Genomic DNA, 25443 nt, shown 5'->3' with positions numbered 1-25443 from the left:
CGGGTCTCGGCGAGTACGTGATCAATCAGCGCATCCGAGAACACCTCCCGGCGAAGCCCAGCAGCATCTGATACATCCGTAGCGTCGTGGTCGTCAACAGCCATAGCGTTCATGATTCCTCCTCCGGCTCAACTCACACAGACCATCTGACACGCCCCGTCCGCATCAGGCAGCCAGCCCCACCCCTCGTCGTCGCCGCGTCGTTTCGCCTAGATCCGCACCGGCGTCGCGTCGTCCAGTTCCGCGCCGAGTGCAACTAGGAAGGGGATCCGGGCAAACGCGAACACCGAAATATGCTGGACGGACTCGCTGGCGATTCGGGCACTCAGCAACCGAAGCCGGTCCTTGATCATCGCGACTCCAGCCAGCCAGTACACGTCTGCGGTCTCCGCCTCCCCGGGAAGCTGCCGCAGATCGACCTCCAGCTCGTCGATACCGATCAAACTGTAGTCGGGGTACCGCGAGTCGGACAGCAAAGTGGCCGCCACGGTCTGGGGATTGACGGTCACGCCTGCGCCCCGGATCGCTCCTACAACACGCAGGACGGCCGTTCGATCCTCATCACGTAGGGCGGTCAGCTGTCGGATCCGCAGTTCATGCTCACGCTTGATGCGGCGCAACATGTCGACGTCGTATCTGTCCCACATGCTGGCGTTGTCAATGACTCGATGCTGGTCGTAACAGAGCAACATTAGGTTGTCTTCGCTGTTGCGGTCATCGGCTGGCAAAGGATCGCCTCCTCGCGGCGAACCGGAGCTCGTGGACCAACCGACGATGTGAGCAAGCTGTCCGACCGAGACCCCTACACCGGTGTACTGATCGTCGAGCAACTGCTTATTGCACATAGCGCACCGGCCACCAGCGGCTACCCAAACGCGCAACCCGATCCTGTCGGGGATGGTTCGAGTCTCATTGTGGGGTCCAATCGCACGGTATGGCGAGCTAGACCGTGTTGCATCTGGATGGGGCGTCACGGATGGCCTTCCCTCGAACGGACTGAGCTAGCAGATCACACTGGTCCGACAACGCCGAGCCTCTGGTTGTTGGGATCTAATCAGAGGGGCCACTCAAGGACGCATTTAAGTGGCATTGATTAGGCACTTGAGCGCAGACGTGCCCCACGCGAAGTACTGCGTGATGAGTGACCTAACGGGACGTGTCGGTGCCACTCACTTCCACGCGCTGAAGTGCCCGGTACAGCGTAGATCGACCCACGCCGAGATCTCGTGCGATCGCTGACGGCCCCTCCCCCGCGTCGATGCGGGCGCGGGCATTGTCGACCTGCTCGTCGGTCAGGGCGCGTTTGCGCCCCTTGTACTTGCCTTTCGCCTTGGCGATGGCGATGCCCTCAGCCTGGCGTTCGCGAATGATGGCCCGCTCGAACTCGGCGAACGCCCCGAGCAGTGACAGCATCAGATCCGCTCGAGGATCCTGGGCGCCGGCGGCATACGTGGCCCGCTCGTGAACGAACTCCACTCTCGCACCCTTCGCGGTGATTTCACCAACGATCTGCTTGAGATCCACCAGGGAACGGGCAAGCCTGTCCATCGACGCGACAACCAGCTCGTCACCATCTCGTAGGTACCTGATGCACTCTTCGAGCTTCACGCGATCCGCTCGCGATCGAGCCGACTGTTTCTCGACGTAAACCCGGTCGCACTCCCCCACCGACTCGAGCTGACGCGCCTCATTCTGATCAGCGGCCGACACCCGCACATACGCCACCCGCTGCCCACGCGGACGCGACACCCGGCGAACCGGATCCGACTTCGGGTCCGTCCTTGGCTTTCGCTTCGGGTTCCGCTCGATGACGTTCTCCGAGTCCGTCGACTCCACCCGAAAGTTCCAACCCAACTCGTCCCGGCGACGGAACCGAGTCCGCACGCTCCCGCGGCTGACGATGAGCACCTCCTGGCCACCGTCACCAGAACGGTTGAGCAACGTCCCGATCCGTTCAGCCATCGGAAGACCCTTTCGCCCGGAATCTGTATCAATAGATACCAGACCCCACGGGACGACGATTCATAACTGACAAATCCGACCCTGCGACACAGCGGCGATGTCGGATCGCCCGTCGTCCCGCACGGGTGTACTTCATCGGAACAGATGCGCCCCCAGCCAGCCCGCGCTCACCAGCTGATGCGCTCCGGGCGGGCGTCGGCGAGAATCTCCGCGCGGTCGTCGGCCAGCAGGAAGCCCTCCGCGATGAGCCGGTCCGTGGCCTCCTCATAGGCGCGCAGGTACTCCTCGCGGCCCGACCACCGCTGACGCAACTGCTCCTCGGCCACCTCCTCCGTGCGACCGAGGAGCATGCAGAACGGCGCGGACTGCGGGTACGGCGCACCGACCAATCTCTCGACCGGCGCCTCCACGGCCGGGGTCCGCACGCCACCCCGGCCGATGCCCAGATCGCCGGGGACCACCTCCTCGTCGTCGAGCTCGACCGGCGGCGCGGCAGGCGGGCGCGCCCCGCCAGCCACCCACGACACCAGGTGACGCAACGCGGCCCGCACCACGAACACCTGCTGGCCACTGTTGATGGCGCCCCCGCAGTCGACCAGGCCCGCCAGCTCGCCCAACTGGTAGGCGTCCGCGTGCGCCTGGCCTGCGATCTCCCAGGTCACCACGTTCTCCGAATCGGGCTGGCGCGAGCGGGCCGAGTCGAGCAACCCGCCCAGGTCACCTTCGGCCTGGACGACCAGCACGGGGGTGTCGAGATCGTCGCGCAGGAGCATGGTGGACGAGCGGACGGCGGTGGCGATGCCGGCCGCGCAGCCCCGGTCGTCGAACGGCAGCGCGCCCCCACCACGGCTGTGCAGCAGGAACCCGTCGAACACGCCGACCAGCGGGTGCACACCGTCGATGTAGGAGGTCAGGGCGATCGCCGACTGCGACTCCCCGATCGCGAGCACCGTATCCGGCACCAGCCCGGCCAGCGGGCCGTCGTCGCGCGCCTCGCGGCAGAACCGGCCCACCTGGGTCACGATGTCGTACGAGTACGCGTCCCCCGGGTGGCGGAGCTCGCCGTAGCGCTCGGCCCGCTGCGCCCGCAGGCCGACGGTCTGCCCGCCCATCCCTACGGCGGCGTCGCCACCCTCCACGCCGATGAACTGCGCCGACACCCCGACCCACGCGTGGCCGGCGCGGACGATCTCGTCGGCGAGGTAGGTGTACTCCGGCGCGGCGTCCTGGCCGCCGCTGACATTGAGCCACTCCACCAGCACCACGCCGCTGAACCGGGCGGCGTCGGGGCGGCGGACCAGCACCCGGGTGGCGAACGGCTCCGAATCGGCCTGAGCCAGCTGGATGCGCCCGTCGGTGGGCAGTTCGCCGACCGAGTAGGACACCGCCTCACCGGCCGCCGCCCACTCCGACTCCGTGAACCCCGCCGCCGCGAGGTCCGGGCCCGGGCGGGCGGCCATGGGCGGGGCGATCCGCCCCTCGGTGAGTTCGGCGAACGTCGGCGTCTGGACTGGCTGCATGATCCAGATTCTCTCCCGACCGACGCCCGATCCGGATCCCTTTCGCGTCGCTACCCGCCGTCCGCGGCCGCGTCATTGCCCGGCGAGGTGGATGTCGGCACCTGGGTGGGCGTGGAGGACGCCGGCGTGGTGGCAGTGGTCCGCGTGGTGCTGGCCGGCGATGATGTGGACTCTTCCGACGGCGACGCGGTCCGCGTACTCGTGCGAGTCGGGGAGGTCGCGGCCGGGGACACGGTCGTCGCGCGAGGCGTGGGCGTGGACGCGACCGTCGCCGCCCCCAGCGCCGGCGGGGCGCTCCGGCCCCGTGACGAGCAGTCCCCCAGGTGCTTGCTCGCCATCCACGCCGGGGCGCCCCGGGCGATCGCCTCGTCCGAGCAGGTTCCCGCGTAGATCGATATCCTCCCGACCCTGCGCCACCTGCCGTCCGAGTACGCGACCCAGTAGGGGTCGCCCGACACCGCGCTGGCCATGACCGCCCACCCGGACCCGCAGTCGATGATCCGCGCGCCGCTGTTCGGGTACAACAGGTCGGAGTTGATCACCCCGGCATCGCACTCCGGCCCCGACACCTCGAGCATCCCGGTGACCTCCGGCGCCGAGGAGCGCGGCGCGAGCTGCGACATGCGGGGCGACGAGGGAGAGGTCTCGGGGGAGGACGTCGTGGCGTCGGTGGCCACCGGTTCCGAGCGGTCGCCTCCGGGACGGACCAGCGCCACCACGCCGAACGCCACCACGAGCACGGCGGCGAGCGCCGCCACGGCAGCGATCAGCGTTCTCGAGGCGGCGAACTTGGGCAGTCCGGTCATCGCGCGTCTCCTGCACGCTCGGAGCCACACCCATTGTGAGGTCATCTTTACTATATAAACGTCGTCAAGGGCGTCAACGGGTTTCACCCGCCCCACCTGCGCGGCCGCTGCCTCGTAACCCCGAGAAAAGCCGGACGATCCCCGGTGGCGGGCGTTCCTCGTCGTCGTCGCCCCTCTCCTCGGTACGGTGAGCCCGCGCCCATCCTCGCGCCCACCCCCGCGCCCATCCCCTCGCCCCACAGGAGGTCCCGTGACCGGTCAGGACGCCCCCACCCACGTGTTCGACGAGGCCGTCGCGCTGGAACCGATCGGCGAGAACCGCTTCCGCGGCCGCACCCACGCCGCGTGGGCCAACATGGTGGGGCCGTTCGGCGGCATCACCGCGGCCACCATGCTGGGCGCGATCCTGCAGCACCCCGACAAGCACGGCGACCCGCTCGCGCTGACCCTCAACTACGCCGGGCCCGTCGCCGAGGGCGAGTTCCAGATCGAGGCCCGCCCCGCCCGCACCAACCGCTCCAACCAGCACTGGTGGGTGGAGATGCGCCAGGGCGACGAGGTCGTCACCACCGCCACCGCGATCACCGGCCTGCGCCGCGAGACGTGGTCGGAGACCGAGACCGCCCCGCCGGCCGTCCCCGCGCCGGAGGAGCTCACCGCCGCGGCGTCGGACCGCGGCGTGCGGTGGGTCGACAACTACGACATGCGGTTCGTCACCGGCGGGTGGGACGACGTGGCCTCCGGTGAGGAGCAACCGGAGTCGACGACGACGATGTGGATCCGCGACGTCCAGCCCCGCGGACTCGACCATCTCGCACTGGCGTCCCTGTGTGATTCGTTCTTCCCGAGGTCGTTCCTCCGGCTCGGTCGGCCGGTCCCGGCGGGCACGGTGACGTTGACGATCCACTTCCTGGCCACCGCCGACGAGATCGCCGCCCAGGGCACGGACTTCCTGCTCGGCAGCGTGCACTCGCACCGGTTCCACGGCAACTACCACGACGAGGCCGCGCGCCTGTGGAGCCGCGACGGCACGCTGCTCGCCACGGGCACGCAGCTTATGTATTTCAAGAACTGAGTATTTCAAGAACTGAGCATCTCAAGAACTAGAGGGGAGCACCCATGTCCTCGACCCGACACCGCAGTACCCACGTGGTCCTCAACCAGGCGCCGCCCCGCGTGGACGTGGACGAGTACGCCCTCAACCCGGCACTGCAGGAGGCCGTCGCGGTGTTCTCGCCGCACGCCCGCGTCGAGAGGTTCCACGAGATCGGCCGCCACGTGGGCACCGAGCAGTACCAACACGACGCGGAGCTGGCCAACACCCTCACGCCGGTGCACCGCGCGCACGACCGGTGGGGCAACCGGGTCGACGAGATCGAGTTCCACCCCGCCTACCACCGGATCATGGAGTACTCGGTGTCCCGCGGGCTGCACACCTCGGCGTGGGCCGACCCGGGGCCGGGGGCGAACGTCGAGCGGGCCGTGGGGTTCATGCTGGTGTCGCAGATCGAGGCCGGCCACGGGTGCCCGCTGTCGATGACGCACGCGGTGGTCCCGTCGCTGCGGTTGAGCCCCGAGCTGGCCGCCGAGTGGGAGCCGGCGCTGCTGTCGACGGTGTACGACCCTGAGCTGCGCGACCCCGCCACCAAGTCGGGCGTGCTGTTCGGGATGGCCATGACCGAGAAGCAAGGCGGCTCGGACGTCCGCGCCAACACCACCACCGCCGAGCCCGTCGGTGACGGTGACTGCCACGTCCTGCGCGGGCACAAGTGGTTCTGCTCGGCCCCGCAGTCGGACGCGTTCCTCGTCCTGGCGCAGGCGCCGGCCGGCCTGAGCTGCTTCCTCGTCCCGCGGGTCCTGCCCGGCGGCGAGCAGAACCCGTTCCTCGTGCAGCGTCTCAAGGACAAGCTGGGCAACAAGTCCAACGCGTCCTCGGAGGTGGAGTTCGACGGCACGCTCGGCTGGATGGTCGGCGAACCCGGCCGCGGGGTGCGCACGATCATCGAGATGGTCGGCCGGACCCGCCTGGACTGCGTGCTCGGCGCGGCGGCGGGCATGCGCCAGGGCGTGGCCGAGGCGGCGTGGCACGCCCGGCACCGGGCCGCGTTCGGCGCGACGCTGGTGGACCAGCCCGCGATGGCCGCGGTCCTGGCGGACCTGCAGCTCGAGGCGGAGGCCGCGACGTGGACCGCGCTGCGTCTGGCCTCGGCCTACGACGACGAGGAGTTCGCCCCTTACCGCCGGCTCGCCACCGCGGTCGCCAAGTACTGGATCTGCAAGCGCGGGCCGAACCACGCCTACGAATCGCTGGAGTGCCTCGGCGGCAACGGGTACACCGAGTCGTTCCCGCTCGCCCGCCGCTACCGGGAGCAGCCGGTCCTCGCGGTGTGGGAGGGCTCGGGCAACGTCATCGCGCTCGACGTGCTGCGCGCGATGGCCCGCGAACCGGAGTCCGTGGCCGCGTTCGACGCCGAACTGGCCGCGCAGCTGGGCGGTCACGAGCTGTACGACCGGCACGTCGAGCGGGTGCGCGCGCTGATCGGCCGCGCGGCCGCCGACCCGGGCGCCGCCCCCGGGATCGCCCGCCGCCTGGTGGAGGCGATGGCGCTGGCCCAGCAGGGCGCGGTCCTGCTGGCCCACGCACCGGCCCCGGTCGCGGAGGCGTTCTGCCTGGCCCGGCTCGGCGACGACCGCTCGGCCGAGTACGGCGCTCTGCCCGACGGCGTGGACATCGACGCGCTGGTCGCCCGAGCCTGAGTCGGGGGGCGGCCGGCCGGCGGTGTCACGGCCGGCGGGACTGCCGGCTGGCCGGGCCGGGTGAAAGAAACGACACCGCCGGTTTCGGTAATCGAGTGACAACTAGTGACGGCTGTCACACACTGGGGTCACCCGACAACGAGGTGCCTGATGTCCATCCCTGGTGATCCGCGGGAGAGGGTCTACCGACCCGGCCCGGCCCCACTGCGCTCCAAGCTGCCGATCCTCGGCGGCACGCTCGAATACGTCCACAGCCCGCTGGCGACCATGGCCCGCCGCTATCGCGATCACGGCCCCGTCTCCGACCTGAACTTCCTCGGCGCCACGTGGACCGCCCTGATCGGCCCCGACGCCTGCCAGGCCGCCCTGCAGAACGCGGACAAGGCGTTCGCCAGCGGCCCCGGTTGGGGATACCTGGTGGGGCCGTTCTTCAACCGCGGGCTGATGCTGCTCGACTTCGAGGAGCACCACCACTACCGGCACATCATGCAGGAGGCGTTCACCCGTCCCCGGCTCGAGGGCTACACCCGCGGGCTCGCCCCGCTGGTCGACGAGGGCATCGGCGCCTGGGGCCCGGACCGGGCGTTCCAGATCTATCCCGCGCTCAAGACGCACACCCTCGACCTGGCGACCGAGGTGTTCATGGGTGGCGCCGAATACGCCGCGCCCGGGGAGCTCGACAAGGTCAACACAGCGTTCGTCGACTGCGTCCAGGCCGCGAACGGCTATGTCCGTTCCACCGCGGTGCCGTTCACCAAGTGGGGCCGAGCGGCGCGGGGGCGCCGGCTGCTCGAGGAGTTCCTGCGCCGCCACCTGCCGGCCCGGCGCGCCAACCCGGGAGAGGACCTGTTCTCCGCCCTGTGCCAGGTGGCGGACGCCTCCGGCGGGATCGACGACGACGACATCATCAACCAGATGATCTTCCTGCTCATGGCCGCGCACGACACCACCACGAGCACGGTGACGTCGATGGTCTACGAGCTCGGCCGCGACGTCCAGTGGCAGGAGCGGCTCCGCCGCCAGTGCCAGGACCTGGGTCCGAACCCCACCATGGCCGAGCTGGAGGAGCTGCCCGATCTGGCGTTGGTGATGAAGGAGTCGCTACGCCTGCACCCGCCGGTGCCGGTGATGGCGCGCAAGGCGGTCAAGGACACCGAGATCCTGGGCGTGGAGATCCCGGTCGGACGACTCACCTCGATCATGCCGCTGTACTCGCACCACATGCCCGAGTACTGGACGGACCCGGAGATCTTCGACCCCGAACGCTTCTCCGACGAGCGGCGGGAGGACAAGTCGCACCGCTTCGCGTGGGAGCCGTTCGGCGGCGGGGTGCACAAGTGCCTCGGCATAATCTTCGCCAACCTCGAGTCCAAGCTGGTGCTCAGCGCGCTGCTACGCCACTTCGAGTGGTCGGTCCCGCTGGCCTACGTGCCGCCCATGAAGAACGACTCGCTGCCCTACCCCGCGGACGGACTGCCCGTCTCGCTCCGGCCGCTGGCACGCGTCGCCGCGAACTGACCCGCCGCCCGCCCCGCCTCCGCCGTCCAGAGGATTTCGCCTGTATCGCCCGAGTGGGTCTGAGCGAAATCCTCTGCTCGGCGATGATGCCGCGACGGCGGGGGGGCGGGACGGCCAGCGTGTCGGCCGGCGGGACGGCCAGCGTGGCGGCGGCCAGCGTGGCGGCGGCCAGCGTGGCGGCCGGCGTGGCGGCCGGCGGGACGGTTGGCACCGAGCAGCCAGTAGCGCAGAAGCAGGGCCCGGGGGCGGTCATACCGCAATCCCGGGCCCTCCGCTGGCCGACGACGCGTTCCCGCGTTCGACCTTCCGCCTGCCTAGTTCTCCAGGGCGTTCACCACGGTGAGTTCGCCGTCGGAATGCGAGACGCGGATGCGCTTCTTGTCGAGCTTGCCGACGGAGGTCTTGGGGATCTCGTGGACGAACGCGAACTTCTCGGGCACCTGCCACTTGGCCATCCGTTCGGCCAGGTGATCGCGCAGCTCCTCGACGCTCGGGTCGGGCACACCGTCCTTGACGACGATGGTGGCCAGCGGCCGCTCGTCCCACTTGGGGTCGGGGACACCGATCACGGCGGCCTCCGCCACGGACGGGTGCTCGAGGAGGTAGTTCTCCACCTCGACGGACGAGATCCACTCGCCACCGGACTTGATGATGTCCTTCGCGCGGTCGGTGAGCTGCAGGAACGCCTCGGGCTTGATATACCCCACGTCGCCGGTGCGCAGCCAGCCGTCGTCGAAGGAGTCCGAGGCGTCCACCTTGTAGTAACTGCCGGTGATCCACGGGCCGCGGACCTCCAGCTCGCCGACGGACTCGCCGTCCCATGGCAGGGCCTGGCCGGAATCGTCGACGATACGGGCCTTCACGCCGGCGATGAGTCGGCCCTGCGTCATGCGGAGCTCGAACTGCTTCTCCTCCGGCAGGGAGGCCTTCGGGCGGGACAGGGTGCCGATGGGCGAGGTCTCGGTCATGCCCCACGCGTGGACGATGTTGATCCCGTATTTGTCCCGGAACTTGCGGATCAGCTCCGGCGGGCACGAGCTGCCGCCCACGACGACCGCACGGAAGCTCGACATGTCGATGGGGTGGTCCACGCTGTACGCGTCCACTGCCTGCCAGATCGTGGGGACGGCGGCGGCCAGCGTCGGACGCTCGGAGGCGATCATCGCGGCCAGCGGCTCGGGCTGTAGGAAACGCTCCGGCATGAGCAGCGAGGCGCCCACCATGAACGCGGCGTACGGCAGGCCCCACGACATGGCGTGGAACATCGGCACGATCGCCAGCACGTTGTCGTCGAGCGAGATGTCCATGCCGTCGGACATGCACACCTGCATCGAGTGGAGGTAGATCGACCGGTGCGAGTAGACGACGCCCTTCGGGTCGCCGGTGGTGCCCGAGGTGTAGGCCATCGCGGCGCCGGAGTTCTCGTCGACCTCCGGCCAATCGAACTCGGTGGGCTGGGCGGCGAGGAGCGCGTCGTAGTCGTGCACCTGGATGCCCTCGGGAGCCTCGAGGTTCGCGGCGCCCCCACCGGTGACGATGACGTGCTCGACCGTCGAGAACCGGGGCAGGAGCGGCTGCAGGAGCGGGACGAGGCTCGGGTCGACGATCACGACCTTGTCCTCTGCGTGGTTGGCCACGAACTCGAGCTGGTCCGGGAACAGCCGGATGTTCAGCGGATGCAGCACGGCGCCCATGGACGGGATCGCGAGGTAGGCCTCCAAGTGCTCGGAGTTGTTCCACTGGAATGTGGCGACCCGCTGGTCACCGTCGACCCCCAGGGAACGCAGCGCGTTGGCCAGCTGCGCGGCGTGCTTGCCCAGATCGCCGTAGGTGATCTTCCGTGGTCCCTGATCGGTCCAGGTGGTGACGACCGCATCGGAGTGGACGGTCGCACCGAACTGCAGGATCGTGCTGATGTTCAACTGCTCCGGCATCATCGTGCTCTTCATGAGGGGCTCCTTGATCGAGGGGTGGCGTCTGTCACTCTCGTGTCGAGACTACCTGACGTCCATGACGTCCTTGGGCCGTGTGGGCGATCACCCGTCGAGGTCGTCGAAGACGGTCTGGACGGTCCTCGTCGCCGCGAGGGCCGCCGGCGCGCCGCAGTACTCCGAGGCGTGTATGACCGCCTCGGTGATCTCCTCGCGGGTCAACCCGTTGGTCAACCCGCCGCGTACATGCCCCGCCGGCTCGGCGTCCGCGCGCAGTGCCACGAGCATCCCGATATTAAGCAGGCTGCGATCCCGTCGGTCCAACCCGGGCCGGTTCCAGATGTTGCCCCACACGTTCTCTGCGACCACGTGCTGGATCGCCTCCGACTCCGTCCCGACAGCCCGGTCCATGGCCCGGTCGACGAAGTCGTCGCTCATCACCTCGCGCCTGGTCGCGAAACCCTGCTCGCGCAGATCCGCGGCCGAAGGCCCCTCGCCTGCAGAACTCGTCGTCGTCGTCATCTCCACGGTCCTCTCCCACTGCCGACAGGTATCGCGATCCATCCTCCCCGACCGTCGTCACCAGCTCCGCGTGACCTCGCCCCGCCCCGGCCAGGCGCGGGGACGGCTCGGACAGGGGCGACAGCGGATGTATGGGATGGGCGGACGCGACGACGGGTGGGATACCCTCGACGGGTCCGGCCACCAGCGTCGGACCCCGCGGCAACTCGGCGGAAGTCGGTGCGAATCCGACGCTGTCCCGCAACTGTGATCCCGTCTCAGGACGGGCGAGCCAGGTCGGCCGGTTCCGCGGCAGCCGTACGTACTGACCTCGGACGAAGGACGGTCGCGTGCAGCGGCCCAGGCCGCGGCCCGAGCTGTTTTCTTCCTCCGAATCACGGAGGATGCCATGCACCATCCACGAGCCCGCTCGCTGCTGCTCGCCCCCCTGGCCGCCCTGGCGCTGGTCGCCACCGCGTGCAGCGGCAGCGGCACCGGCGGCGACGAGCCGGCCCCGGCCGACCAGACCTCCGCCGCGGCGGAGGAACCGCAGGCGATCGTGTCGCTGGCCCCCACCACCACCGAGATGCTCTACGCCGTCGGCGCCGGGGACAGCGTCGTGGCGGTCGACGAGCGGTCCGACTTCCCCTCCGACGCCCCGGTCACCGACCTGTCCGGGTACACGCCCAACCTCGAGGCGATCCTGGGATACGCGCCGGACCTCGTCGTGCTCACCGACGACACCGGGGACATCGTGGCCGGCCTCGAACGCTCCGGCGTCGAGGTGCTGCAGCTGCCCGCCGCGCAGACCCTCGACGACACCTACACCCAGCTCGAGCAGGTCGGGGCGGCCACCGGGCACATCGGCGAGGCCGCCGAACTCGTGTCGCGGATGCAGAGCGAGATCGACGAGATCGTCGCCTCCGTGCCGGAGCGCGAGACGCCGCTGACGTACTTCCACGAACTCGACGACACCTACTACACCGTCACCGACGACACCTACGTCGGCGAGATCTACTCCCTGCTCGGCCTGACCTCGATCGCCACGGGCGACAACCCCTACCCGCAGCTGTCCGAGGAACTCATCCTCGAGGCCGACCCGGACCTGGTGTTCCTCGCCGACGGCCAGTGCTGCGGCATCACGCCCGAGGTCGTGGCCGAGCGACCGGGCTGGGACGGGCTCACCGCCGTGCGCGAGGACCGGGTCCACGTGGTGGACGAGGACCTCGCCAGCCGCTGGGGCCCGCGCATCGTGGACTTCATGCGCGAGGTCGCCGCGATCGTCACCGCGGTGCCCGACGCCGCGCCGGAGACCGCGGAGAGCCCCGCGAACCAGCCCGCCTCGTGACCCGCCCGTCGCCCCGCCGCGCCCTCGTGCTGGGCGGGGCGACGCTGTTGCTGGCCGCGGCGGTCCTGCTCGGCACCCTCATCGGCCCGGCCGGCCTCACCCCGGGCGGCGTGGTGCTCGAACTGGTGGGCCGGCTGCCGCTCGTCGACATCAACTCGGGGTTCACCGAACGTCAGCAGGTCATCCTCTGGGAGATCCGCATCCCACGCGTGGTGCTGGGCGCGATCGTCGGCGCGATGCTCGCGATCGCCGGGGCCACCTACCAGGGCGTGTTCCGCAACCCGCTCGCCGACCCGTACCTGCTCGGGGTGTCCAGCGGGGCGGGGCTGGGCGCCACCCTGGCGATCGTCGTGGGCGGCGCGATGGGCTCGGCGATGGTGCCGCCCGCCGCGTTCGCCGGCGGCATGATCGCGGTGCTGGCCACCTACACGCTGGGCCGCAGTGTCGGCGGTGGACGCAGCGAGGTGGTCATCATCCTCGCCGGCGTCGCCGTGGCGGCGTTCGCCAGCGCCATCCAGACGTTCTTCATGCAGCGCCACGACGAGACCCTGCGGCAGGTGTACTCGTGGACGCTCGGCCGCCTCACGACCAGCGGCTGGACCGACGTGCGGACGGTGCTGCCGTACGTGCTCGTGGCGGTGGCCGTGATCGCCCTGTTCCGCCGCACCCTCGACGTGATGGCGGTCGGGGACGCCGAGGCCGCGACGCTGGGGATCGCCCCGGCGCGGGTGCGCCTGGTCCTCATCAGCGTGGCCACCCTCGGCACGGCGGCGGTGGTGTCCGTGTCGGGCCTGATCGGGTTCGTGGGCATCGTCATCCCGCACGCCGTGCGGATGCTCATCGGGCCGGGGCACCGCCTGCTGCTGCCGGTGTCGCTGCTGGTAGGCGCGGCGTTCCTCATCCTGGCCGACGTCGTCGCCCGCACCGCGATGAGCCCGGCCGAGCTGCCCATCGGAGTGGTCACCGCCGCGATCGGCGCCCCGTTCTTCCTCATCGTCCTGCGCCGCAGCCGGGGGCACATATGACCGCCACACCACCGGCGTCACCCGCGGCGGCCGCGTCACCCGCGCCGGTCGCCCTGGCCTGCCGCGACCTGCGCGTCACCCGGGACCGCACGGCCATCCTCCACGGCGTCGACCTCGCCGTGGACGCCGGCTCGTGGGTGTCCCTGGTGGGCCCCAACGGCTCCGGCAAGACGACCCTGCTGTTCGCGCTCGCCGGGCTCATCCCCGCCGCCGGTCACATCGAGGTCGACGGGCTGACCCCGCGCCGCGCGGGTCGCCGCAGGGTGGCACGGACCGTGGCGATGATGCCGCAGCGCCCGGTCGTCCCCGAGGGGGTCACGGCGCGCGAACTCATCGGGCTCGGCCGCACCCCGCACATCGGCCGGTTCGGCACCGAGAGCGCCGACGACCACGAGGTCGTCGACCGCGTCATCAATCGCCTGGACCTGCACGACCTGGCCTCGCGCACCGCCACGACGCTGTCCGGCGGTGAGCTGCAGCGGGTGGTGTTGGGCCGCTCGCTGGCCCAGGAACCGCGGGTCCTGCTGCTCGACGAGCCCACCAGCGCGCTGGACATCGGCCACCAGCAGCAGGTGCTCGACCTGGTGGACTCCATGCGCCGCGAGACCGGCCTGACCGTCGTGGCGGCGATGCACGACCTCACCTCCGCCGCCCACTACGGGCAGCGGCTGGTGTTGCTCGACCGGGGCCGTGTGGTGGCCGACGGCCGGCCCGAGGAGGTCCTCACCGTCGAGCGGGTGGCGCAGGTCTACGACGCGCGCGTGGAGGTCCTCGACCGCCGCGACGGCCGCGCCGTGTTGCCGCTGCGCGAGGCGGGCCCGGATCCCGCGCCCGGGTCGGCGCCCGGCGCGGCGCCGGGGGCGGGCGTCTGATGGAGGTCGTCCTGCTGGGGACCGGCGCCGCGGACGGCTGGCCCAACCCGTTCTGTCGGTGCCCGTCATGCGACGAGGCACGCCGGCTCGGCGTGGTGCGCGGCCAGACCTCCGCGCTTGTCGACGACGAGCTGCTGATCGACTGCGGACCGGAGGCGCCCGGCTCGGCCGTGCGGCTCGGACGGTCTCTGGCGGCGGTGGGACATCTGCTCGTCACGCATGCCCACGCCGACCATCTCGGACCCCAGGTCCTGCTCTTCCGCTCGTGGGTCCCCGACGCCGGCGAGCTGGAGGTGGTCGGCCCCCCGGACGCGCTCGATGCGTGTCGGCCCTGGGTGGGCCCCGACGACCCGGTGCGCTTCGTCCCCGTCACCGCCGGCGACCGGCTCAGGGTGGGCGCCTACGACGTACGCGTGTTGCCCGCCCGGCACCGCGTGTTCCGCGACGGCGACGCGGTGCTCTACGACGTGACCGGGCCCGGCGGCGCCCGCCTGCTGTGGGCGAGCGACACCGGGCCGTGGGACGACGAGTGGTTCACCGCGGTGCGCGGCGCCCGCTACGACGCGGTCTTCCTCGAGGAGACGCTGGGCGACCGCGAGGAGATCTCCCCCGCCCACCTGGGCCTGGACCGGTTCGGGGCGATGCTCCGGAGACTCCGGGACATCGGGGCGGTCGACGAGCGGACCGACGTGGTGGCCGTGCACCTGGGCCACCACAACCCGCCGCCCGACGAGCTGGCCGCGCGCCTGCGGGAGCACGGCGCGCGGGCCGGTGTCGACGGCGAACTCGTCCGCTGCGGGGAGGCTCCCCGGCTGTACTGACCCAGTCGCGCTGTTCGGTCGTGCTGCTCAGTCGCGCTCGAGGAACCTCGCGGCGCCGTGTTGGAGGAGATCGAACGCGTCGTCCAGGTAGGACTCGGCGGAGTCGGCGGGCCCGGCCCCACCCGGTCGGTGCCTGAGCACCGACGCCCCGGCGGCGAGGCTCAGGTCGACCATGACGCGGACCCGGAACCAGTTGAGCTGCGGTGCGCGGCGGCCGACCGCCTCGTAGAGCGGATCCAGGATGTTCTCGGCGATGCTGGTCCAGGCGTCCGGGCCCAGCATGAGGCCGATCTGCTCCCCGGCCACCAGCAGGTTCTCGGCGGCGTCGATATCGTCCGCCGAGCGCCCGTAGAGCTCGTGGAAGGTCGAGCGCAGGACATCCAGTGGCGACAGGTCTGCCGGCGCCTGCTCCACCTGCCGCACCCATTCGGCGATCTGTTCGCGCAGGAAGTGCACGAACGCGTCCTCGCGGTGGGCGAAGTAGTTGTGGAACGTCCGGGTCGAGACACCCGCCCTCCCGGCGATGGCCGAGACCGTCGCCCGCTCCGCCCCCTCGGCGACCAGCAGTTCCACTGCGGCCGCCGAGAGGCGGGTGCGGGTGTCGGCCTTCTTGCGCTCACGCAGGCTAGGCATCGACGCGGGCCTTCTCACCACCGTCGGCGGATGCCACAGCGGAGCTCTCCTGCTGCCCGGTCTCCAGGGCGGAGCCCTCCACGTCGACGGTGGGGAGGATCTTGTCCAACCACCGCGGCAGGCCCCAGGCGCGCTCGCCGAGGAGGAACATCACCGCGGGGATGATCGTCATGCGGACGACGAAGGCGTCGAACAGCACGGCGACCGCCAGGGCGAAGCCCATCACCTTGATGAACTGCTCGTCGATCAGCATGAACGCGGCGAAGACGCTGATCATGATCAGGGCCGCCGCGGTGACCACGCGGGCGCCGTGCTTGAAGCCGTTGGCCACCGCGTTGTGGGCGGTCTTGCCGTGGACCCAACCCTCACGCATGCGCGAGACCAGGAATACCTGGTAGTCCATGGCGAGGCCGAACACGATGCCGATGAGCATGATGGGCAGGAAGCTGATGACCGGCTGCGGATCGGAGATGATGCCCAGCCAGCCCTCCTGCCAGATCGCGACCGTGATGCCGAAGGTCGCCGCCACCGACAGGCCGAAGCCCAGGGCGGCGATCAGCGGCACCCAGATCGACCGGAACACCAGCATGAGCAGGACGAACGCGAGCGCGAGGACGATGCCGACATACGGCAGCAGCACCTCGGTCAGACGCTCGGAGATGTCCTCGTAGATCGGGGTGACGCCGGTGACGGAGTAGGTCCCCCCGGTCTCCTGCTCGAAGCCCTCGGCTCCGGACCGGATCTCCTCGAGGACGCTCGCGGCGCGCTCGTCGGTGGCACCGTACTCGGGGGTGATGAGCACCTGGGCGGCGTCACCGGCCTCGTTGGTTTCGATGATCTGCGCGTTCTCCACCCCGTCGAACGCCTGGATCTGATCCACCGCGGCGGCCCACGCCGCCGGACGCTCCTCCTCCGGCACCTGCAGGGTGTCGACGAGCGCGATCATCGGGGCGTTGCGGCCCGGGCCGAACGCTTCCTCCGTCATGTCGTACGCCATACGGTTCGGGGTGTCCGGGGCCATCGTGCCGTCGGACGGCATGGCCAGCCGCAGCTGCGCGGCCGGGATGGCCAGCAGGAGGAGCAGCAGGACACCGGCGCCCGCGAAGAGCACGGGACGGGCACGGATCCGGCGGACCCACGCCAGGCCCATCGTCGGCTTCTCGTCCTCCGGGTCGGGCGCCTTGACGCCCTTGATGCGGGCGGCGAAGAGCTTGGTGCCGACCGCGCCGAGGATGGCCGGCAGCAGCGTGATCGCGACCAGCACGGCGATCGCCACCGTCGCGGCGGCGGACAGCGCCATCGCGGTGAGGAACGGGATGTTGATGATCGACAGCGCCGCGAGGGCGATGAGCACAGTCAGTCCTGCGAAGACGACCGCGGATCCGGCCTTGCCGACCGCGAGCCCGGCGAGGTGTGCACGCTTGTGGGCGTCGATCGCCTTGAGTTTCTCCGCGAGTTCGGCGGGCTCGAGATCGTTGCCGCCGATGTGTTTGACCAGCTCGGTGCGGAAGCGCGACACGATGAACAGCGCGTAGTCGATACCCACGGCCAGGCCGATCATGGACGCCAGGGTCGGCGTCATGGTGTTGATCGTGTCGGTGAAGGCGGTGGCGGCGAAGATGCCGCCGATGCCGATCCCGACGCCGATGACGCCCGTGAGCAGCGGCATGCCGGCGGCGATGAGCGAACCGAAGGTGACCAGGAGGATCACGGCGGCGACCGCGATGCCGATGATCTCGCCGACGGCGCTGATCTCGGACATCTGGAAGGCGTTGCCGGAGTACGCGATCGTCAGGTCGCCCTCGTGCTCGGCGACGACCTCGGCGAAGGCCTCGCGGTCCTCGGCCTGCACGTCCATCGTGCTCTCGGCGTCGAACCGCACCTCGACCGTGCCGGTGCTCTCGTCCGGGCTGAGCGGGCTCAACGCGGCGATATCGGCCGCGATCTGCTCCTCGGTGATGCCCTGCTCGGCCTTGGCCGCGGTCAACTGCTCCGACAGCCCCTCGGCCGCGACCACCGGGCTGACCAGCGCGTCGGTCCCGGCGAGGAAGTCCAACTCGCGGAGATCGGCGAGGAAGGCGTCGACGTCCTCGGACACCGCCGGGTCGGTAAGAGTGCTGCCCTCGGGCGCCCCGATGACGACGGTCCCCGTCGGGGCGTCGAGCTGGCTGCCCGCGCCGGCGAACCTCTCCTGCATCTCCTCCTGGGTCTCGATCGACTCCAGTCCCGGGATCGAGAAGGTGGTGCTGGTCTGCTGGGTCAACGTGGCGGCGGCCGTGCCGACACCGACGATCAACAGCATCCAGGCTGCGATAAACCGCCATCTGAACAGATAGGCGGACCGCCCGATGCGGTAGAGGAATGACGCCATGCGCTGGCTCCTGGTGCGTAGGTGCGATTCGCGAACCCTCGAAGTCTTGCACGGTATCTGCACGATTGCACAACCCGTGCAATCTTTTGTGACACAGGACACCCCCGGGCGCCACGCGCGGCGGCAGAGCAGCTGCAACGGCATACCCCCCAGGGTGTCTTGCGCATACCCCTCGGGGTATGTATTGTCGTGGCACACCCCGAACAGGGAACCCGATCGACAAGGAGAGCAGCATGCTTCTCGAGCGCATCTACGACGAGGACCTCGCCCAGGCCGGTTACTTCATCGGCTGCCAGGCCAAGAACGAGGCGATGGTGGTGGACGCCCGCCGCGACGTCCGCGAGTACCTGGACCTGGCCGCGCGCCACGGCATGACGATCACAGGCGTCACCGAGACCCACATCCACGCCGACTACTTGTCCGGCACCCGCGAACTCGCGGAGGCCACCGGGGCGACCGTCTACGTCTCCGGTGAGGGCGGCGAGGACTGGCAGTACGGCTTCGAGGCCGAGCGGCTGCACCACGGTGACCAGATCAAGCTGGGCAACATCACCGTCGAGGCCGTGCACACGCCGGGCCACACCCCCGAGCACCTGTCGTTCCTCATCACCGACGGCGCATTCGCGGACGCCCCCGGGTACATGCTCACCGGCGACTTCGTCTTCTCCGGAGACCTCGGCCGACCGGATCTGCTCGACGAGGCCGCGGGCGGGGTCGACACCCGCTTCGAGGGCGCCAAGCAGATCTTCCGCAGCTTGAAGAACCAGTTCGTCACCCTGCCGGACCACGTCCAGGTCTTCCCCGGCCACGGTTCGGGCAGCGCCTGCGGCAAGGCCCTCGGCGCGCTGCCGTCGACCAGCGTCGGCTACGAGCGCCGGTACGCCTGGTGGGCCGGATACGTCGAGCGTGACGACGAGCAGGGCTTCGTCGACGAGATGCTCGAGGGCCAGCCTGACGCGCACGCCTACTTCGGCCGCATGAAGCGGCAGAACAAGGAGGGCCCGGCGGTCCTCGGTGCACTGGCCCCGCTCCGCGAGTTCGGCACCACCGAGCTGGCCGACGCCCTCGAAGCGAACGAGGTCGTCGTCGTCGACACCCGTGGCCAGGACGAGGTCCACGCCGGCACCGTCCCCGGGGCGCTCAACATCCCCGGCGTCGACAAGGCCGCGTCCTTCGGCGCCTGGGTCTACGACCCCGAGAAGGAGGACACGCCCCTGGTGGTCCTGGCCGAGGACGTCGAGATGGCCGAGGCGCTGCGCGATCACCTGCTGCGCGTCGGAATCGACACGGTCACCGGCTACACGACCAGCTTCGAGGGTCTGCCGATGACGACCCCCGAGATGATCGGGCCGGACGAGCTCGCCTCGTTCGACTCCGCGATGGTGCTGGACGTGCGCAACAAGACCGAGCACTCCGACGGCCACATCCCGGGCTCCGAGCAGCTCAGCGGCGGCCGGGCGCTGTGGAACCTCGACCGGCTCCCGACCGACGGACCGATCGTGACCTACTGCCAGAGCGGCGTCCGCAACTCGGTCGCGGCCAGCGCCCTGCGTCGCGCCGGTTACCGCGTGGTCGAGCTCGAGGGCAGCTACGCCGCCTGGTCCGAGCGCAACCTCGCGACCGTCTGACCGGTCGCGCCCACACCCGGGGGCCGGACACCCGTCCGGCCCCCGGGTCCGGTGGCGCCCGGCGCCACCACCCCGACACCCCCACACACCCCGAACAGTCAAAGGACATCGCTTCACCCATGCTCTCCACGCTGACGAACGCCCCGACCATCGCTCCCGCCGATCTGCGAGAGGCGATGGACTCTGACACCCCGCCCACCGTCATCGACGTGCGCTCCGGGGCCGAGTTCTCCTCGGTGCACATCCGCGGCTCCTACAACGTGCCGCTGCCCCTGCTCGCCGAGCACGGTGAGGAGTTCGCCACCCGCCTGCCCGGCCAGGTCGTCCTCATCTGCCAGTCCGGAAACCGAGCCCGCCAGGCGAACGAGCGGCTCGAGTCCGTGGGCGTCGACCCCGACTCGGTGACCGTGCTCGACGGCGGCATCGCCGGCTACGAGGCCGCCGGCGGCGAGGTCGTCCGCGGCAAGGGCGCCTGGGCGATGGACCGGCAGGTCCGCATGGTCGCCGGCTCGCTCGTCCTGGCCGGCGTCACCGCCTCCAAGGTCGTCTCCCCCAAGTTCGCCTACCTCGCCGGCGCCATCGGAGCCGGGCTGACCTACTCCGCGGCGAGCAACTCCTGCGCCATGGCCGCGGGCCTGTCGAAGATGCCGTGGAACCGTTTGGCCGACGAGCCGGGCCTCGGCGCCGTCCTGGACTCGCTGCCCGCCCGCTCCTGACCGATCCCACCCCGGCGCCCCCGCCGGAGAAAGGCACCTGACATGGAGATCACCACGATCATCGTCGTGGCCCTGGCCGTCCTGGTCGGACTGTCCCTGGGCCTGCTCGGCGGGGGCGGATCCATCCTGGTCGTCCCACTGCTCACCTACATCGGTGGGCTCGACCCCAAGGAGGCGATCGCGACCTCCCTGTTCGTCGTGGGCGCCACCTCACTGGTCAGCCTCTTCGGCCACGCCCGCAAGGGCAACGTCCAGTGGCGTACGGGACTAATCTTCGGCGCCGCCGGCATGGTGGGCGCGTTCCTCGGCGGACTGGCCGGCGGCTACATCCCCGGCACCGTCCTCATGGTCGCCTTCGCGATCATGATGATCGCCACCGCCGGCGCCATGATCAAGGGACGCAAGGACCGCGACGGGCAGAGCAACGATCACCACCACCCGCTGTGGCGGATCCTGCTCGACGGCCTCGTCGTGGGCGCCGCGACCGGTCTGGTCGGTGCGGGCGGCGGCTTCCTCGTCGTCCCGGCCCTCGTCCTCCTGGCGGGCCTGCCGATGACCGCCGCCGTGGGCACCTCGCTGCTGGTCATCGCCATGAAGTCCTTCGCCGGACTCGGCGGCTACCTCACCTCGGTGTCGCTGGACTGGCCGCTCGTCGCGGCGGTCACCGCCGCCGCCATCGCCGGCTCCTTCGTCGGCGTCCGCCTCACCTCCGTGGTCCCCGAGAAGGCGCTGCGCAAGGGCTTCGGGTTCTTCGTCCTGCTCATGGGCGCCTTCGTCCTGTCCCAGGAACTACCCTTCCCCGCCGCGCCGATCATCCTCGGCATCGTCGTGGTCGTGGCAGGCGCAGCCGCGATCTGCGCGTTCGGGTTCAGGGAACGCTGCCCTCTCCGGTCCCCGCAACCGGCCGCCGCCAGCGTGGCCTGACACCGGCCCGGCCCGACGCCGGAAGACGATCCACCCCGGCCGTGCGGTCGGGGTCGTTGGCCGAGGCGCCGCGGCGGTAGGTCCTGCGGTCGCAGCTGTTGGCCGTGCCGGCGCGGCGGTCGGCCGACGCGCCGGTTGCCCTCCCACCGACGAGCCCGTCGGCGAAGCGCTTCTCGTACTCGGCCCAGGTGGCCGGCCATCGCGCCCCGGGGACGTTGAGCGTCGTCCCCGGGGGTCGCGCCATCTCGATGATGCGGTCCAGCTCGGCCTCGGTGAGCGGGGCCCCCCTCGCAGCGCCCGGAAACATGCAAGGATAGGGTCACCTAACTAACCCAGGTCGAAGGAGAATGACGTGACTCGCCCCCAGACCCGCCCGCCGCTCACCCTCACGGTGCTGCGCACGGAGCCGGTGACCCCGCACCTCGTACGGGTCGTCCTCGGCGGGGACGGCTTCGACTCGTTCGCCGCCCGCGCGGAGACGGACAGCTACGTCAAGCTCGAACTGCCCCACGCCGGGGAGACGGTCGTGCGCACGTACACCGTCCGACGGGTCGACGCGGACGCGCGCGAGATCTGGATCGACTTCGTCGTCCACGGTGACGAGGGTGTCGCCGGTCCGTGGGCCCGGTCCGTCGCACCCGGCGCCCTGGTCGCGGTGCGCGGCCCCGGCGGCGGGTACCGGCCGGACCCGAAGGCGGATTTCCACCTGTTGGCAGGTGACGAGACCGCTGTGCCGGCGATTGCGGCGGCGTTGGAGTCGCTGCCGGAGAACGCTATGGGTGCCGTGTTCCTCGAGGTGCCCGACGACGACGACGAGATCCCGATCACCGCGCCGGCGGGCGTGGAGATCACCTGGGTGCACCGCGGAACCTCCTCGGCGGACGCCGGCCCCGGGATGATCGACGGCGAGGCACCGCTGATCGACGCGGTCCGGGGCATGCCGTGGCCGGACGGGGACGTGCAGGCGTTCGTCCACGGCGAGGCCGAGACGGTGATGAAGCACCTGCGCCCCTATCTGCGCACCGAGCGCGGCATCCCCGCCGCGCGGGCGTCGATCTCGGGATACTGGCGGCGCGGGCGCTCGGAGGAGAGCTTCCGCACCTGGAAGCGGCAACTGGCGGAATCGGAGGAGGCGCCGCAGCAGCCCGTGAGGTGAGTCCGGGCTCACCATGACCGGGCGACCCGGTAACCTCATGTGCCAGCACCGTTCGCATCCGGCCCCTCGCGTGAACACCGTGAGGCCCAGAAGGCACAGACAAGGGCATGGCATATGGCATTCTCACGCGCGAAGCTCATCACCGGACTGGTCGCCACCTCGGCACTCGTCCTCGCAGGTTGCTCGAGCGGTGGTGAGGACGACGCCGCCGGTGGTGGCGGCGAGTCCTACCGCATCGGCATCAACCAGCTCGTCCAGCACCCGGCCCTCGACTCCGCCACGGCCGGCTTCAAGGAGGCCTTCTCCGAGGCCGGCGTCGAGGTCGAGTTCGACGAGCAGAACGCCAACGGCGAGCAGGGCACCGCACTGACCATCGCCCAGCAGTTCGCCTCCGACGACCTGGACCTGGCCCTGGCCGTGGCCACCCCGGCCGCCCAGGCGATGGCTCAGAACATCACCGACGTGCCGCTGCTGTTCACCGCGGTGACCGACCCGGTTTCGGCGGAGCTGGTGGACTCGATGGAGGAGCCGGGCGCCAACGTCACGGGCACCTCGGACGCCGCCCCGATCGAGAAGCAGCTCGAGCTGCTCAAGGAGATCGTCCCGGACGCCGAGCGCATCGGCATCGTCTACGCCTCCGGCGAGGTCAACTCGCAGGTCCAGGTGGATCAGGCCCGTGAGGCCGCGGGCCCGCTCGGCCTGGAGATCGAGACCCAGACTGTCACCACGGTCAACGAGATCCAGCAGGCCGTCGAGGCCCTCGGTGACGTCGACGCGATCTACGTCCCCACGGACAACATGGTCGTCTCGGGCATCGCCTCGCTGGTCCAGGTCGCCGAGGGCAAGCAGATCCCGGTGATCGCCGCGGAGTCGGGCACGGTCGAGGGCGGCGCCGTCGCCACCCTCGGCATCGACTACACCGAGCTGGGCCGCCAGACCGGCGAGATGGCCCTGCGCATCCTGCGCGACGGTGAGGACCCGGCCACCATGCCCGTGGAGACCGCCACCGAGTTCACCTACGTGGTCAACGAGGACGCCGCCGAGCGTCAGGGCGTGACGATCCCCGAGGACATCCTCGCCGAGGCTGAGAAGAAGTGATCGGGACCGTCGAGGTAGGCCTCATCTACGGGGTCATGGCGCTGGGGGTCTACCTGACCTTCCGCGTGCTCAACTTCCCCGACCTCACCGTCGACGGCAGTTTCACCACGGGCGCCGCGACGGCGGCCATGGGCATTCTCGCCGGCTGGAACCCGGTGCTCGCGACCCTCGCGGGTTTCGGCACCGGGTTCCTCGCCGGCACGGTCACGGGATTGCTGCACACCAAGGGCAAGATCGACGGCCTCCTCGCCGGTATCCTCACCATGATCGCGCTGTGGTCCGTCAATCTGCGGATCATGGACGGCGCGAACATCCCGCTGCTGCGCAGCGACACCGTGTTCACGCCCCTGAAGGACGCCGACCTGCTGGGCGAGTGGCCCGGGGTGGCCATCCTCGCGGTCGTGGTCCTGCTGCTCGGGTTGGTCGTCCTGTGGTTCCTCACCACCGACCTCGGTTTGTCCATCCGTGCCACGGGTGACAACGGCCCCATGATCTCCTCGTTCGGCGTCTCGACCGACTTCACCAAGACCCTCACGTTGGCCCTGTCGAACGGGTTCGTGGGCATGTGCGGCGCGCTCATCGCCCAGTACCGCGGTTTCGCCGACATCTCGATGGGCATCGGCCTCATCCTCGTCGGCCTGGCCTCGGTGATCATCGGGCAGGCCATCCTCGGCCAGCGCAAGCTTCTGCTCGCGGTGCTCGCCGTGATCCTGGGCGCCCTGCTCTACCAGCTCATCATCTTCGCGGCCCTCCGCGTCGGCCTGGATCCCAACGACATGAAGGCCGTCACGGCCATCCTCGTCGTGGTCGCGCTGCTGCTGCCCCGCTGGAAGGGCGCGGGCGGACGCTTCGGACGCAAACCCACCGCCCCGGTCGCCGCCAACGAACGTGCTGCGGCGGGAACCGGGACCGCCGTCGGCGCGGGACCCGAGTCCGCCGGCGCCGCCGCGACCGGCACCAAGGAGGCGTGACGATGCTGACCGTCACGGGAGTGTCCAAGACGTTCTTCCCCGGCACCGTCAACGAGCGCCGGGCGCTGCACGACCTCAGTCTCACGCTCGCCGAGGGCGACTTCGTCACGGTGATCGGTTCCAACGGCGCCGGCAAGTCGACACTGCTCAACGCCGTCTCCGGGCGGTTGCTCGCCGACAGCGGGAACATCGAGATCGACGGCACCAACGTCAACCGCCTGCCGCAGCACCGGCGCGCCAAGTACGTCGGCCGCGTCTTCCAGGACCCGCTCGCCGGGACCGCGCCCAACCTCACGATCGAGGAGAACCTGTCGCTCGCGCTGCTGCGCGGCCGCCGGCGGGGGCTCGGCCCGGGTCTGAGCAAGAAGCGCCGTGGCCGGTTCGCCGAGCAGCTCTCCATGCTGGAGCTCGGTCTCGAGGACCGGCTCACCGCCAAGGTCGGCCTGCTCTCGGGCGGCCAGCGGCAGGCGCTGTCCCTGCTCATGGCCGGGTTCACCCAGCCGCGCATCATGCTGCTCGACGAGCACACGGCGGCTCTCGACCCGCAGCGTGCGGAGCTGGTCACCACGATCACCGAGCGCATCGTCCGCGAGGGCGGTCTGACCACCCTCATGGTCACGCACAACATGGAGCAGGCCATCCGCCTGGGAAACCGGCTCATCATGATGCACGAGGGCCGGATCGTCTACGAGGCCGACGCCGTGACCAAGTCCGCGCTCACCGTGCAGGACCTGCTGCGCGAGTTCACCAACATCAAGGGCGCGACCCTGTCGGACCAGGCCTTCCTCGGCTGACCCGCCCCACCCGCCGAGCGCGCCCGCGCCGGCGGCGGCCCGACCAGGCCCCGCTGGCCGCCACCCCGACCGGGCCCCGCCGCCGACCGCC

The 25443-nt window shown here is 70.3% G+C and carries 23 protein-coding genes and 1 riboswitch; of the genes, 14 read left to right on the top strand and 9 right to left on the bottom strand.

The genetic code is table 11. The features are described from left to right. Positions 1-209: 209 nt before the first annotated feature. The 4 genes from Q2K20_RS16860 to Q2K20_RS16845 all read right to left on the bottom strand — a co-directional run bounded on the left by Q2K20_RS16860 (position 210) and on the right by Q2K20_RS16845 (position 4288). On the bottom strand, positions 210-845 hold the full coding sequence (locus tag Q2K20_RS16860; RefSeq protein WP_410494231.1) for an HNH endonuclease: 636 nt from the start codon (positions 843-845) through the stop codon (positions 210-212). Positions 846-1146: 301 nt separating this feature from the next. Then, a complete protein-coding gene (locus Q2K20_RS16855) occupies positions 1147-1962 on the bottom strand; it encodes a recombinase family protein (RefSeq protein WP_083249803.1) in 816 nt (271 codons plus the stop codon). A 167-nt stretch (positions 1963-2129) separates the two neighbouring features. After that, positions 2130-3482, bottom strand: a complete 1353-nt coding sequence (locus tag Q2K20_RS16850; protein WP_069390056.1) for an alpha/beta hydrolase domain-containing protein — start codon at positions 3480-3482, stop codon at positions 2130-2132. A gap of 50 nt (positions 3483-3532) precedes the next feature. Next, complete coding sequence (locus Q2K20_RS16845) at positions 3533-4288, bottom strand: hypothetical protein (protein ID WP_317176989.1); 756 nt, start codon at positions 4286-4288, stop codon at positions 3533-3535. Positions 4289-4538: 250 nt separating this feature from the next. On the opposite strand from Q2K20_RS16845, the gene Q2K20_RS16840 reads away from it, so the two are divergent. From Q2K20_RS16840 to Q2K20_RS16830, 3 genes are all read left to right on the top strand, one after another. Then, positions 4539-5363, top strand: a complete 825-nt coding sequence (locus tag Q2K20_RS16840) for an acyl-CoA thioesterase (protein ID WP_069390058.1) — start codon at positions 4539-4541, stop codon at positions 5361-5363. A 44-nt stretch (positions 5364-5407) separates the two neighbouring features. Beyond that, entirely contained in the window at positions 5408-7045 is a 1638-nt protein-coding gene (locus Q2K20_RS16835) for an acyl-CoA dehydrogenase family protein (protein ID WP_096906537.1), read from the top strand. Between the two features lie 150 nt (positions 7046-7195). After that, positions 7196-8563, top strand: coding sequence for a cytochrome P450 (locus Q2K20_RS16830; protein ID WP_063972481.1), 1368 nt, complete (start codon positions 7196-7198; stop codon positions 8561-8563). Between the two features lie 314 nt (positions 8564-8877). On the opposite strand, the gene Q2K20_RS16825 is transcribed toward Q2K20_RS16830, so the two are convergent. Further along, complete coding sequence (locus tag Q2K20_RS16825) at positions 8878-10512, bottom strand: long-chain fatty acid--CoA ligase (RefSeq protein ID WP_007631572.1); 1635 nt, start codon at positions 10510-10512, stop codon at positions 8878-8880. Between the two features lie 87 nt (positions 10513-10599). Then, entirely contained in the window at positions 10600-11016 is a 417-nt protein-coding gene (locus Q2K20_RS16820; protein ID WP_063972530.1) for a carboxymuconolactone decarboxylase family protein, read from the bottom strand. A 155-nt stretch (positions 11017-11171) separates the two neighbouring features. Further along, positions 11172-11316: riboswitch (cobalamin riboswitch) on the top strand. An 88-nt stretch (positions 11317-11404) separates the two neighbouring features. Between Q2K20_RS16820 and Q2K20_RS16815 the strand changes: the two genes are divergently transcribed. The 4 genes from Q2K20_RS16815 to Q2K20_RS16800 are packed head-to-tail and all read left to right on the top strand — an operon-like array spanning position 11405 to position 15061. Further along, positions 11405-12343, top strand: coding sequence for an ABC transporter substrate-binding protein (locus tag Q2K20_RS16815; protein WP_269503819.1), 939 nt, complete (start codon positions 11405-11407; stop codon positions 12341-12343). Next, on the top strand, positions 12340-13368 hold the full coding sequence (locus tag Q2K20_RS16810) for a FecCD family ABC transporter permease (protein ID WP_069389191.1): 1029 nt from the start codon (positions 12340-12342) through the stop codon (positions 13366-13368). Before Q2K20_RS16815 ends, Q2K20_RS16810 begins: the two co-directional genes overlap by 4 nt. After that, a complete protein-coding gene (locus Q2K20_RS16805) occupies positions 13365-14240 on the top strand; it encodes an ABC transporter ATP-binding protein (protein WP_096906534.1) in 876 nt (291 codons plus the stop codon). The genes Q2K20_RS16810 and Q2K20_RS16805 overlap by 4 nt, the downstream gene beginning before the upstream one ends. Continuing rightward, positions 14240-15061 (top strand): MBL fold metallo-hydrolase, encoded by an 822-nt coding sequence (locus tag Q2K20_RS16800; RefSeq protein WP_067717439.1) that lies wholly within the window; start codon positions 14240-14242, stop codon positions 15059-15061. The genes Q2K20_RS16805 and Q2K20_RS16800 overlap by 1 nt, the downstream gene beginning before the upstream one ends. A gap of 27 nt (positions 15062-15088) precedes the next feature. Here the strand turns inward: Q2K20_RS16800 and Q2K20_RS16795 are convergent, their stop codons facing one another. Then, a complete protein-coding gene (locus Q2K20_RS16795) occupies positions 15089-15694 on the bottom strand; it encodes a TetR/AcrR family transcriptional regulator (protein ID WP_067717435.1) in 606 nt (201 codons plus the stop codon). Continuing rightward, a complete protein-coding gene (locus Q2K20_RS16790; RefSeq protein ID WP_269503826.1) occupies positions 15687-18065 on the bottom strand; it encodes an MMPL family transporter in 2379 nt (792 codons plus the stop codon). The genes Q2K20_RS16795 and Q2K20_RS16790 overlap by 8 nt, the downstream gene beginning before the upstream one ends. Before the next feature lie 233 nt (positions 18066-18298). Between Q2K20_RS16790 and Q2K20_RS16785 the strand changes: the two genes are divergently transcribed. The 3 genes from Q2K20_RS16785 to Q2K20_RS16775 all read left to right on the top strand — a co-directional run bounded on the left by Q2K20_RS16785 (position 18299) and on the right by Q2K20_RS16775 (position 21333). Then, the gene (locus tag Q2K20_RS16785) at positions 18299-19693 is read left to right on the top strand and encodes a rhodanese-like domain-containing protein (protein ID WP_269529328.1); all 1395 of its coding nucleotides are present in this window, start codon (positions 18299-18301) and stop codon (positions 19691-19693) included. Between the two features lie 119 nt (positions 19694-19812). Then, the gene (locus Q2K20_RS16780) at positions 19813-20409 is read left to right on the top strand and encodes a rhodanese-like domain-containing protein (protein WP_132063849.1); all 597 of its coding nucleotides are present in this window, start codon (positions 19813-19815) and stop codon (positions 20407-20409) included. A gap of 42 nt (positions 20410-20451) precedes the next feature. Beyond that, positions 20452-21333, top strand: coding sequence for a sulfite exporter TauE/SafE family protein (locus Q2K20_RS16775; RefSeq protein WP_119192107.1), 882 nt, complete (start codon positions 20452-20454; stop codon positions 21331-21333). Here the strand turns inward: Q2K20_RS16775 and Q2K20_RS16770 are convergent. Continuing rightward, entirely contained in the window at positions 21278-21640 is a 363-nt protein-coding gene (locus Q2K20_RS16770) for an oxygenase MpaB family protein (RefSeq protein WP_268098906.1), read from the bottom strand. The genes Q2K20_RS16775 and Q2K20_RS16770 overlap by 56 nt on opposite strands. Before the next feature lie 45 nt (positions 21641-21685). On the opposite strand from Q2K20_RS16770, the gene Q2K20_RS16765 reads away from it, so the two are divergent. From Q2K20_RS16765 to Q2K20_RS16750, 4 genes are all read left to right on the top strand, one after another. After that, the gene (locus tag Q2K20_RS16765) at positions 21686-22489 is read left to right on the top strand and encodes a siderophore-interacting protein (RefSeq protein WP_268098907.1); all 804 of its coding nucleotides are present in this window, start codon (positions 21686-21688) and stop codon (positions 22487-22489) included. 114 nt (positions 22490-22603) lie between these two features. Further along, the gene (locus Q2K20_RS16760; protein WP_096906529.1) at positions 22604-23587 is read left to right on the top strand and encodes an ABC transporter substrate-binding protein; all 984 of its coding nucleotides are present in this window, start codon (positions 22604-22606) and stop codon (positions 23585-23587) included. Then, positions 23584-24558, top strand: coding sequence for an ABC transporter permease (locus tag Q2K20_RS16755; RefSeq protein ID WP_317176988.1), 975 nt, complete (start codon positions 23584-23586; stop codon positions 24556-24558). The genes Q2K20_RS16760 and Q2K20_RS16755 overlap by 4 nt, the downstream gene beginning before the upstream one ends. A 2-nt stretch (positions 24559-24560) precedes the next feature. Beyond that, entirely contained in the window at positions 24561-25352 is a 792-nt protein-coding gene (locus tag Q2K20_RS16750) for an ABC transporter ATP-binding protein (protein WP_119192105.1), read from the top strand. Positions 25353-25443 lie beyond the last annotated feature (91 nt).

Source organism: Dietzia sp. IN118, assembly GCF_032905965.1.
Classification (GTDB): Bacteria; Actinomycetota; Actinomycetes; order Mycobacteriales; family Mycobacteriaceae; genus Dietzia; species Dietzia kunjamensis.
The sequence above is the reverse complement of the archived record's forward strand: the minus strand, read 5'-3'. Positions and strand labels throughout refer to the sequence as shown.

Excerpts from the sequence above, each read along its gene's own strand:
- Q2K20_RS16860 (WP_410494231.1), bottom strand. The coding sequence starts at position 845 with ATGTGCAATAAGCAGTTGCTCGACGATCAGTACACCGGTGTAGGGGTC.
- Q2K20_RS16830 (WP_063972481.1), top strand. The coding sequence starts at position 7,196 with ATGTCCATCCCTGGTGATCCGCGGGAGAGGGTCTACCGACCCGGCCCG.
- Q2K20_RS16855 (WP_083249803.1), bottom strand. The coding sequence starts at position 1,962 with ATGGCTGAACGGATCGGGACGTTGCTCAACCGTTCTGGTGACGGTGGC.
- Q2K20_RS16770 (WP_268098906.1), bottom strand. The coding sequence starts at position 21,640 with ATGTTTCCGGGCGCTGCGAGGGGGGCCCCGCTCACCGAGGCCGAGCTG.
- Q2K20_RS16815 (WP_269503819.1), top strand. The coding sequence starts at position 11,405 with ATGCACCATCCACGAGCCCGCTCGCTGCTGCTCGCCCCCCTGGCCGCC.
- Q2K20_RS16780 (WP_132063849.1), top strand. The coding sequence starts at position 19,813 with ATGCTCTCCACGCTGACGAACGCCCCGACCATCGCTCCCGCCGATCTG.
- Q2K20_RS16820 (WP_063972530.1), bottom strand. The coding sequence starts at position 11,016 with ATGACGACGACGACGAGTTCTGCAGGCGAGGGGCCTTCGGCCGCGGAT.
- Q2K20_RS16775 (WP_119192107.1), top strand. The coding sequence starts at position 20,452 with ATGGAGATCACCACGATCATCGTCGTGGCCCTGGCCGTCCTGGTCGGA.
- Q2K20_RS16845 (WP_317176989.1), bottom strand. The coding sequence starts at position 4,288 with ATGACCGGACTGCCCAAGTTCGCCGCCTCGAGAACGCTGATCGCTGCC.
- Q2K20_RS16795 (WP_067717435.1), bottom strand. The coding sequence starts at position 15,694 with ATGCCTAGCCTGCGTGAGCGCAAGAAGGCCGACACCCGCACCCGCCTC.
- Q2K20_RS16805 (WP_096906534.1), top strand. The coding sequence starts at position 13,365 with ATGACCGCCACACCACCGGCGTCACCCGCGGCGGCCGCGTCACCCGCG.
- Q2K20_RS16850 (WP_069390056.1), bottom strand. The coding sequence starts at position 3,482 with ATGCAGCCAGTCCAGACGCCGACGTTCGCCGAACTCACCGAGGGGCGG.
- Q2K20_RS16800 (WP_067717439.1), top strand. The coding sequence starts at position 14,240 with ATGGAGGTCGTCCTGCTGGGGACCGGCGCCGCGGACGGCTGGCCCAAC.
- Q2K20_RS16750 (WP_119192105.1), top strand. The coding sequence starts at position 24,561 with ATGCTGACCGTCACGGGAGTGTCCAAGACGTTCTTCCCCGGCACCGTC.
- Q2K20_RS16835 (WP_096906537.1), top strand. The coding sequence starts at position 5,408 with ATGTCCTCGACCCGACACCGCAGTACCCACGTGGTCCTCAACCAGGCG.
- Q2K20_RS16785 (WP_269529328.1), top strand. The coding sequence starts at position 18,299 with ATGCTTCTCGAGCGCATCTACGACGAGGACCTCGCCCAGGCCGGTTAC.
- Q2K20_RS16790 (WP_269503826.1), bottom strand. The coding sequence starts at position 18,065 with ATGGCGTCATTCCTCTACCGCATCGGGCGGTCCGCCTATCTGTTCAGA.
- Q2K20_RS16760 (WP_096906529.1), top strand. The coding sequence starts at position 22,604 with ATGGCATTCTCACGCGCGAAGCTCATCACCGGACTGGTCGCCACCTCG.
- Q2K20_RS16825 (WP_007631572.1), bottom strand. The coding sequence starts at position 10,512 with ATGAAGAGCACGATGATGCCGGAGCAGTTGAACATCAGCACGATCCTG.